This window comes from Nonomuraea sp. K271, from assembly GCF_009908215.1.
Taxonomy (GTDB): Bacteria; Actinomycetota; Actinomycetes; order Streptosporangiales; family Streptosporangiaceae; genus Nonomuraea; species Nonomuraea longispora.
The window spans coordinates 38,326-47,166 of record NZ_JAAAHR010000061.1; the positions used below are offsets into that span (position 1 = coordinate 38,326).

The 8,841-nt window shown below is 69.9% G+C and carries 11 protein-coding genes; 3 read left to right on the top strand and 8 right to left on the bottom strand.

The features are described from left to right. Nucleotides 1-37: 37 nt before the first annotated feature. From GUY59_RS21820 to GUY59_RS21830, 3 genes are all read right to left on the bottom strand, one after another. Nucleotides 38-433: a spore-associated protein A gene (locus GUY59_RS21820; RefSeq protein ID WP_138201756.1), complete on the bottom strand. Its 396-nt coding sequence runs from the start codon at nt 431-433 to the stop codon at nt 38-40. An 83-nt stretch (nt 434-516) separates the two neighbouring features. Beyond that, a complete protein-coding gene (locus tag GUY59_RS21825) occupies nt 517-1,134 on the bottom strand; it encodes a LysE family translocator (RefSeq protein ID WP_138201755.1) in 618 nt (205 codons plus the stop codon). Continuing rightward, nucleotides 1,131-1,880, bottom strand: a complete 750-nt coding sequence (locus GUY59_RS21830) for a phosphodiesterase (protein WP_138201754.1) — start codon at nt 1,878-1,880, stop codon at nt 1,131-1,133. The genes GUY59_RS21825 and GUY59_RS21830 overlap by 4 nt, the downstream gene beginning before the upstream one ends. A gap of 108 nt (nt 1,881-1,988) precedes the next feature. Between GUY59_RS21830 and GUY59_RS21835 the strand changes: the two genes are divergently transcribed. Then, nucleotides 1,989-2,585, top strand: coding sequence for a CGNR zinc finger domain-containing protein (locus GUY59_RS21835; RefSeq protein ID WP_201761172.1), 597 nt, complete (start codon nt 1,989-1,991; stop codon nt 2,583-2,585). 12 nt (nt 2,586-2,597) lie between these two features. Here the strand turns inward: GUY59_RS21835 and GUY59_RS21840 are convergent, their stop codons facing one another. From GUY59_RS21840 to GUY59_RS21850, 3 genes are read right to left on the bottom strand one after another with little or no spacing between them, the layout of a single operon-like run. Continuing rightward, entirely contained in the window at nt 2,598-3,398 is an 801-nt protein-coding gene (locus GUY59_RS21840) for an ABC transporter substrate-binding protein (RefSeq protein WP_442939002.1), read from the bottom strand. Nucleotides 3,399-3,425: 27 nt separating this feature from the next. Continuing rightward, complete coding sequence (locus GUY59_RS21845; RefSeq protein WP_138201752.1) at nt 3,426-4,181, bottom strand: hypothetical protein; 756 nt, start codon at nt 4,179-4,181, stop codon at nt 3,426-3,428. Beyond that, on the bottom strand, nt 4,168-4,680 hold the full coding sequence (locus tag GUY59_RS21850; protein ID WP_252374993.1) for a SigE family RNA polymerase sigma factor: 513 nt from the start codon (nt 4,678-4,680) through the stop codon (nt 4,168-4,170). Before GUY59_RS21850 ends, GUY59_RS21845 begins: the two co-directional genes overlap by 14 nt. Before the next feature lie 141 nt (nt 4,681-4,821). Here GUY59_RS21850 and GUY59_RS21855 point away from each other — a divergent pair, with 141 nt between their 5' ends. After that, nucleotides 4,822-5,718, top strand: a complete 897-nt coding sequence (locus tag GUY59_RS21855; protein ID WP_138201750.1) for a hypothetical protein — start codon at nt 4,822-4,824, stop codon at nt 5,716-5,718. A gap of 302 nt (nt 5,719-6,020) precedes the next feature. On the opposite strand, the gene GUY59_RS21860 is transcribed toward GUY59_RS21855, so the two are convergent. Beyond that, entirely contained in the window at nt 6,021-7,193 is a 1,173-nt protein-coding gene (locus GUY59_RS21860; RefSeq protein WP_138201749.1) for an FAD-dependent oxidoreductase, read from the bottom strand. Nucleotides 7,194-7,207: 14 nt separating this feature from the next. Beyond that, nucleotides 7,208-8,425: an erythromycin esterase family protein gene (locus GUY59_RS21865; protein WP_138201748.1), complete on the bottom strand. Its 1,218-nt coding sequence runs from the start codon at nt 8,423-8,425 to the stop codon at nt 7,208-7,210. 90 nt (nt 8,426-8,515) lie between these two features. Here GUY59_RS21865 and GUY59_RS21870 point away from each other — a divergent pair. Next, on the top strand, nt 8,516-8,841 hold a 326-nt coding region (locus tag GUY59_RS21870), incomplete at its 3' end, for a cupin domain-containing protein (protein WP_161714646.1).

The window sequence follows — 8,841 nt, forward strand, 5'->3', positions numbered from 1 at the left end:
CTCCTGCTCTTCACCGGCCGCTCAGAGGCGTCCGCGGTCAGTCGCAATAGACGTCGGTCACGCCTTCGAGCGGCCTGCCGCTGCCGACCTGCCCCGCGAAGCTGATGCACTTGCCCTTGGCGGAGACGCTCACCGGACCGGCGTACGTCGTGTAAGAGCCTCTGTCCGTCTGACTGCCCCCTCCGCTGGCGGAGATGTCCACCCTGATGTACTGCTTCGTGCCCGGCTTGTTCGTGTACGTCATCGCACAGTTCTTGCCGGTGGACGAGTTGTAGTAGACGGCGATGTAGCCGCCCGTGATCGACCAGTTGTCAAGATGAGTGCCCGAACACCCGGCTGCCGTGGCAGGGGCCGCGGTGCCGACCATGAGCCCCGCTCCCAGCAGCAAGGAGCCACCAAGGCCGAGCACCATTCGCCACATACCTTGCTTCACTTATCCTCCTTAACATGACTTCCGAAGGGACTATACCGACATAAACCGATCCGCCATCGTCCCCACACACGGCGTGCCCCCGCCTACGTCGTGGCGGCCCGGAGGCCGAGGGCGACGAGCACCACCGCCGTCACCTTCCCGACCGCGCGCTTGAACCGGGTCTTGTGCAGGATGTGCGCCCCCCGGCGAACGAGGGCCGTCCAGGTCAGCAGCCACACCGCCACCAGCAGTGCCTGGGCGGTGGCCAGGGTGAGGATCTGCCCGCCGAGATGACGGCCGGCCACGAGGAACTGCGGGACCAGGGTCAGGTAGATCGAGGCCGCCTTGGGGTTGAGCACGTTCGCGAGCAGGGCCTGGGTGAAGACGGAGCCGCCCCGTACCCGCCGATCCGCCGGCGGGGAAGGCGGGGGCAGGGTCGTGGAGCGCCAGGTCCACACGCCCAGGCCGACCAGGTAGGCGGCGCCGAGGAGCTTGACGGCGGTGAAGGCCTGGCTGGAGTGCATGACCAGCGCCGACAGACCGGCGGCGGCCAGCGTCGCGTGGGCGTACAGGCCGGCGACCGTACCGAGGACAACGGGGAGGGCCTGGCGGCGGCCGCCGGCAGTGACGTGCCGGATCAGCAAGGTCAGGCTCGCGCCCGGGGTGGCGATGACGGGCAGGATCGCGAGGAGGAACCCGGCGACCGCGTACGGGTGGATCACGCCTCCGGCACGACCCGGTAATGGGTGGTCAGGCGCCGGTCGTCGTCCAGGACGTGAAAGGCCAGGGCGGGCGGTTGCTCAAGGTCGGCGGGCTGGTCGCCCTCCCACGGCAGGCGCAGGGTCCAGGTGACGGCCGGGGCCACGATCAGCGGGCGGCCGCCGAAGGTGGAGACGGCAGCGGTGTGGGTGTGGCCGGTGAGCACGGCGACGACCTGCGGATGGGCGTCGAGCAGCTCCGCCAGGTCGCCGGTTCCCTCCAGCCGCTGGGAGTCGGGCAGCGGGTGATGGAGCGCGACGGGCGGCTGGTGGAAGGCGATCAGCGCGGGCGTGCCGGGGGCGAGCCCGTCGAGCGTGGCGTGCGTCCAGGTGAGGGTTTCGGCGTCGAGGCGGCCCTCGTCGCGGCCGGGGATGGTGGAGTCGCACATCAGGATGGCGGCGCCGCCGATGTGGTGCACCTCGTTGATCGGCCCGGAGCCGGGCGGTTGCCGCAACATCGCCTTGCGGTAGGCCGGGCGGGCGTCGTGGTTGCCCGGGCAGGTGAGCACGGGGAAGGGTGCGGCGAGAACCTGGGCGGCCTGCTCGTACTCCGCTTCCTCGCCGTGATCGGCGATGTCGCCGGTGACCAGCACGGCGTCGACCGGGCGGGGAAGGGCTCGCAGGTGGTCCATGACCCGGGTGGCGCGACGGAGCGCTCTGTCGGTGCCGTCGAGGTGCAGGTCGCTGATCTGAGCCAGCAACAACGTCATCGTGTCGTCCCATCCTCTAACGGATAAAAGTCTTTATCCGTTAGAGACGGTAGAGTACGAGGGAGCAGACAGGCAAGCGGGAGGGTTGGAGTGGAGCGCTGGCCGGCCTTGGCCCTGGCACTGGCGGGCACGATCCGCCATGACGGCGACGGCGGCGTCGCCGATGACCTGGCCACGCCGCGGAGCACGGCCCGCTGGATCCACCAGCAGGCCGAGCCGCTGACCGGGCTCGTCGACGTCGCGGGGCTCACGGTGGACGACAGGCTCACGGGCGAGATCGTCGAGCTGCGGCGGGCCGTACGAGCGCTGTTCGCGCACGCGGTCAGCCCCGCGCCGCCGAGCCGGGCCGACGCCCACCGGCTGATGCCGGTCGAGCAGGCGCTGGCCCACCTCAACGGGACGGCCGCCCGCGAGAGGATCGCCCCGCAACTGGACTGGCCCGCGGGCGCGGCACCCCGTACCGGCGTGCTGTCGGCCGAAGCCGACGCCAACGTACGGCTGATCGCGGCCCTGGCCCGTGCCGCCATCGACTTCCTGAGCGGCCCGCAACGTGAGCGACTGCGAGCCTGCAACGCGCCACGCTGCGTACGCTATTTCGTCAAGAGCCACGGGCGGCAGGAGTGGTGCAAGCCGTCATGCGGCAACCGCGCCCGTGCGGCCCGCCACTACCAGCGCCACAACGCCACGCCCGCCCCGGATGCCTGACTCCCGGTGCGCTCACGGCTGGGCGCCGTCGGTGTGGAGGATCCGGAAACGCTCGGGCGCGGCCGGATCCCGGTCGACGACCTGGATCGGCGGCCATGCCCATTGCCGGACGCCGATGCCGGGCACCCGCGAGAAGCCGATCCGTCCCCGGGTGCCTTCGACCGCGACACGCGGCCAGGACGCGGCAATGCGCGGCCGGTCCGTACCGGCAGTACGCAGCACATCGGCGAGAACGGCCACCGTGTCGTAACCCTCGAAGGCGACGAACGACGGCGCCTCGCCCAGCCGCTCGCGCAGAGCCGTCTCGACGCGCGCACCGAGTGGGTTGAGACGTTCGGGCAGGTAGCGCAGGAACGGGATCGCGGCGCCGTCGTCGCCCAGCGACCGCGCCCATCCGGCGAACTCCGGCTGCCCGGCCGGAGCGCCGATCGTGACCTCGGCCAGGCTGCACGGTGAGCGCGTCGAGAACCGCTGACGAGCAGAGGTACGGCAGGCCGAGGGCGTCGGCCCTGGCGGCGGCTTCGCGAGCGACGACGCTGTGATACTCCCCCGCCAGGGCGGCCACGCCCAGGCGGGCAAGTTCCCCGACGGCCGCCGCGGCCTGCCGCGGATCAGCGGCGGTGTCGCGGACCACCAGCTCGAGTGGTCTTCCGACGATCCGCCCTCGTCATTGACCTCGCGGACGGCCAGTTCGAGTCCGGCGAGCAGGTGCCGGCCCGCCTCGACCCACCCGGGCCGGCTCAACGGAACGAGCGCGCCGATCCGGACCGGGTCGGTCGGCGCCGCTTCGGGTGACGATGATGGTGTACGCACGCGTTGGCCTCTCCTTGGACTGCCGGGTCAGAGGGTCGAGGTGAGCCCCTCCGCGATCCTTTTCAGCTCGGCGCCGACGGCCTCGGCGCCGGAGAACTCCTTGACGTACACGGGACTGAACATGATCTCCGCGCGCTGCCGGTCACCCATCCTGAGGAAGAGTGTGGGGGTGCCCTTCATGCCGTCCTCACCCACGTTCTGGATGACCAGATAGCCGGTGCGGTCGCCGACAGTGATCTCCTCACCGTCGCCCTCGTCGCGATGTGCCTGGATCCGGTCCTCGATCTCCTGCACGGCCGCGTCCTCGTGCATATAGATCTGCACGCAGTAGGAGCCGTTCTTGTCGCCGTCGAGGTTGTACGAGGTCGTGTAACGGTCGCCGAAGTCCAGTGACCTGTTCGACCATCTCAGCCCCTCGGGCAGATAGCCCACCTTGACATGCCCGAACTCCTTCCCGTCGCCCAGGTCTCCGAGGTCCGGCGTCGGAGAGGGGACCGGCGGGGTGTCGTCGATGGCGGGCGGCTCCGGCGTCGCGGAGGTCGTGGGCTCCGGCACCGCGGAGATCGCGGGCTCCGGCCCGGTCGTGGCCACCGAGCCGACGGTCACGTACCCGATGGGCGCGGCGGCGATGACGGCGACCGACGCGGCCAGCGCCGCCGCCCTGACTCTCTTCCGCTTACCGTGGGAGAAGCGCATGACCCGCTCAGCCAGGTCGGGCGCGGCCTGCAGCCTCCCGGTCTCGTCCGCCATGAGCTGACGGATCTCCTCCTCAAGCGTGGGCATTCCTGATCGCTCCTTCCACTGGTTCCCGGCCGAGCGCCGCGCGGAGCTTGGCCATGGCCTTCGACGCCTGGCTCTTGACGGTGCCGACCGAGCACCCGAGGAGTTCAGCGGTCTGCGTCTCGCTGAGGTCCTCCCAGTACCGCAGGACGACCACCGCGCGCTGCCGGGGCGGCAGGGCGCGCAGCGCCTCCATGAGCACATGGCGCAGGTCGACGTCGGCCGAGCGGGCCGATCTCTCCGGCGGGCTGTGCGTCGGGATGATGGTGAGGATCGCCCGGCGACGGGCGCGGCTGATGGCGGTGTTGATGATGACGCGGCGCACGTAGGGCTCGGGGCTGTCATGGAGCACCCGGTCCCACTTCCTGTACGTACGTTCCAGGGCTGTCTGCAGCAGGTCTTCGGCCTCTGTCTCGTCACCGCAGGCGAGATAGGCGACCCGCAGCAGGCTCGTGGCACGCGCGGCCACGAAAGCGCCGAAGTCATGCTCCACTCCGCTCACGGCTGTCTGTCCAATGTCACGCCTCCTAATACGCCCCGGCCGTCCGAAGCGTTGCCCACCGGCGAGGAAAGGTCCACGGGCAACCATTCGGGTGCCCCAGGCGTATTGCTGGTCGTCACATCGAATCCACGGAGGAACCCTATGAAGTTCGCGACCGCACCGATCAGGCGGCTGAGTTCCCTGGGCATCGGCCTGGCCGTGGGCGCCACCGCCCTCATGGGCGCGCCGGCGGCGGCCGCGGCGGCTCCGCCCGAGGGTGCCTACTGGCATTCCCGGGCGCTGATGACGACCACCCACCCTTGGCGGTTCGGCTCCAAGACGGACCCCTACTCGCTGGTCCAGCGGCGGATCTCGGAAAACTGGCGCGCGCCTGACGGCCGGGCGTGGTTCGGGTTCCGCGAGCTCGGGACGCTGCCGAAGAGCGCGGCGGCCAAGAAGGCGTGGCGGCGTGACGGCTCCCCCTCCAAGTGGAGCGAGTCGATCGACGGCAAGACCGTGAAGTTGTCCATCGAACCGGCCAAGGGCAGGGTGGCCCCCGTACGGGATGAGAACTCGTTCCGGCTCGCGGGGCAGCGGCTGACGTACGACGAGGTCCAGCGCCTGCCCGCCGACCCGAACATCCTGAAGGACTGGCTCGGGAGGGCGGGCAAGATCAGCCGCGTGCAGGAGGGCGCCCTCGACGGCTGGGTCCGGAGCTCCCTGCCGGAGATCCTGCACTCCATACCCGCTCCGAAGGAGGTCCGCGCCGCCGCCTACCAGGCGCTGCTGACGATGCCGGGCGTCCGCGCCGGCGGCAACGTGAAGGACACCCTGGGCAGGTCCGGCGCCGCAGTCCTGATCGACCGGACGCACAAGGGAAAGAGCGGTACGAGCTCGGTCAAGATCAGGCTGATCGTCGACAGCAACACGATGGTGCTGCTGTCACGTGACCAGACGGTCACGGACAACGGCAAGGTACTCGGGGGGAAAACGCACAACGAGACGCTGGTCGAGGTCGGCTGGACCAACTCCAAGCCAGCCGTCCCAGCCCTGCCCTGAGAGCGAGCGCGCACGAAACGAGGTAGAGCTGGCCGGCTGACAGGCCACCGCTGTTTCTTTGGGTGGCCTGTCAGCCGGCCAGGGGTGCTCATTCCTCGGGGCAGAGCACGGCTTCGGCCGCCTCGCGGATGGCCGGGTTGGCTCCGTCTAGTCAGGTCGACGTTTCCCCCGGTTTCCCGCAACCGGCTCGCCGGCGGCTCGCGTGTCGCGGCGGCGCTCGCAGCCGCTGCCGCGCCGAACGCGAAGGAGGAGACACCAGGACCCGCACGTGCCGAACCACTGGCGTCCGGATCCCGCCGGTGTCACTTCCCGTCCGAACGCACATTGAGAAATTGCGCGTACTCGTCGACGTTCAGGTGTTGCCCTTTGAGCTGAGAAGTGATCTCGGCGTCGAGGATGTCCTGAGCGAGCAGGCCGTCCCCCCGCTCCTTCGCGTGCTGCCTGATGTGCGCCTCGGTGGCGGGGTCCACGTGGTCCTGCCAGTCGGGTGCGTACGTCGCGCCGCCGTGCGGGCCGAGCGGGAGCACGATGCCCGGCGGGCCCGGCCGATAGACGGTCAGTGCGCCGTTGCCCTCGACAAGGGCGCGGATGTTGGCCGCGATCACCGCCGCGTGGCCTATCGCCGTTCCGGCCTGTTTGGGCTCCTGGATCGCGGTGATGTCGCCGAGCGCGAACACCCGTTGCAGGCCGGGCAGGCGCAGATCGTCGGTCACCGCGAGCCGGCCTCCGGACTGCCGCGCCGTGGCCAGGTCGCCGGTCAGGTAGCCGGTGTCCGGGCCGGAGCCGAAGCAGCGGAACCAGATGTCGGCGGTGAGCTGTTCGCCGGAATGCAGGGTCGCGGCGAACGTCCCGGCCTCACCGGGTTCGGATGGAGGCTGCTCGCGCAGGTGCGCGCCGAGAATGACCCGGATGCCCATCGCGTCGAGTTGACGGCGCAGTTCGGCTCTGAACTCATCGGAGTAGCCGCCGGAGACGATCTCGTGTCCCCGATCGACGATGGTGACCGACTTGTCCGGCCAGGCCGTCTTGATCTCCCCGGCCAGTTCGAGCCCGACCGGACCGGCGCCCAGCAGCAGGACGCTGTCGGCCTGGGCGAGAGCTTTGCGGGTGGCGTGGTACCTGTTCTTGGCGGTGGCGCTGTCCTCGACGTCGACCTTGGCCGGGAAGGGGTAGGCCGAGCCTGTCGCCAGAACGATGTAGTCGGCCTCGATCCGCGTACCCGATCTCAAGGTGACGGACGTCTCGTCCACCTGCACGCCCCTGTCCCGGATGACCGTGCCGCGGGCCAGCAGCCGGTCATAGGAGAGGAACAGCCGGTCCGTCCATTGCGCATCGGTGAGGCCGCGTAGTGCGGCGACATGGTGGACGAAGGTGTCCCGGGGTTCGATGAGCACCACGTCGGTGACGCTGTCGAGCTCTTTGGCGACGGTGATGCCGCCGTATCCGCCGCCGACGACGGCCACGGTCGTACGCATGAGGTGTTCCCTTCTCACAGCAGGGTGGTCGGGGTGACGGTGCCTACCTGAAGCACGGCGTCGAACCATTCGTCGAGCCGGCCGGTCGTCAGGTAGTGCTCGGGGTCGGCCTCGGCGTCGTAGATTCCACCGATGACGCGTAGCTTGTGCGGGCCGCGAAGCCAGTCGTTCACCGGCTCGGGGCGCGGGGCACGCAGGTCGAGCACGTAGCGGTCGGGACCGGCCGCGGCCAGCATGGCGTCGGCCGAGCCGGGCATCGGATCGGGAACCCACTGACCCGGATGGAGGCCGCTCACATCGCCGCGGGCGAAAGCGATCAGCAAGGAGAAGTAGCCGCTGCCCAGCCGTTCGCGCAGTTCGTTGCCGACGCTCTGGAAGGGTTCGAGCAGGGCGGCGGGGATGACGCGGGCCCCGTTCGCGGTGAACGAGATGCCCTCCCAGTAGGCGATCTTCGCTGTCTCGTCGCGCAGCAGTGCGGTCAGCGTGGCGACCGAGCGGCGCCGGGTCACGCCGTAGTCGAACCCGCCCCCGGCGAAACTGCCGGCGTGCCAGTCGAGGATGACCCTGGCCTTCTCCAGCGCGGCGCCGGGGTCGGGCAGCGCGGCCACCAGGTCGTAGGCGTCGCGTGCGTGGTCGGCGAAGGGACGTCCTGGATGGCTGCCTCGCGCGTGCTGCACGTGTTCGGGCACCTCATGGGCGGTCACGATCGTGTCGTAGTGGTGGCGCAGCTCGTGGAGCCGGTCACCACGTACGCCGGCCACGTGGTCGATGACGGCCTGGTAATCCGCGACCCGCGCGGACGGAGGATCCAGCCCGACCATCCGGAGTGGGTCTGACGGATGCCGCCGGTTGAACGCCTGCGCCCACTCCATGACGGCGAGCAGTTCCTCGGTCCGCCATGGGGTCCACAGGTCGGACAGCGCCGCACGGGCGTCTTCCTCACCGCCGCGGATGTAGGCGTTCACCCGCTCGACCGCTGTCTCGTCATCCTGGATCGCGATGACGCGGAAGCCCAGGTCTTCGACGAGGAGGCGGAGCACCCGGTGCCCCTGCGTCACCACTTCGTGCGCCGCGCGGGTCGGCTCGCCCACACCCACGATCACCGCATCGGCCAGCAGGTCGCGGAGCGGGTAAAGGTCGGTGAGCCCTTCGGCCGGGTCGGTGGTCGTCAGCTCGCGCGCCTGCTCCGCCACCCATTGTCGGGTCGCCGTCGTTTCTCCCGTACTTGCCATGACACCGAGGCTAGGAGAGAGAAATGAGACAATGAATGCTTGGCTGTGGCAGTTTTATAAGCGGACGTATCAGAGCACTGAGGGAATGAGATGGACATTCTCAGCGATGTGATCTCCGTCGTGCGGATGGGCACCCCCGGCGGGGAGCGGGTCGAATGGCGGGCGCCGTGGCGCCAGGACTTCCCCGACCAGCCGGGAACGGCCGGCCTCCTGGTGGTGCTCCAGGGCACGTGCTGGCTGATCGAGAACGCTGCCGAACCCACGCACCTGGCTCCTGGCGACGTCGTGTTCTCCCCGCACGGCGACGGATACGCCCTGGCCGACAGCGCGGCCACGACGGCGGCCGGCAACGAACCCGCGACGACCCCACCCACCACCGTCACCCTGTGCGGCGGCTACGAGCTCCGCCCCGAGTG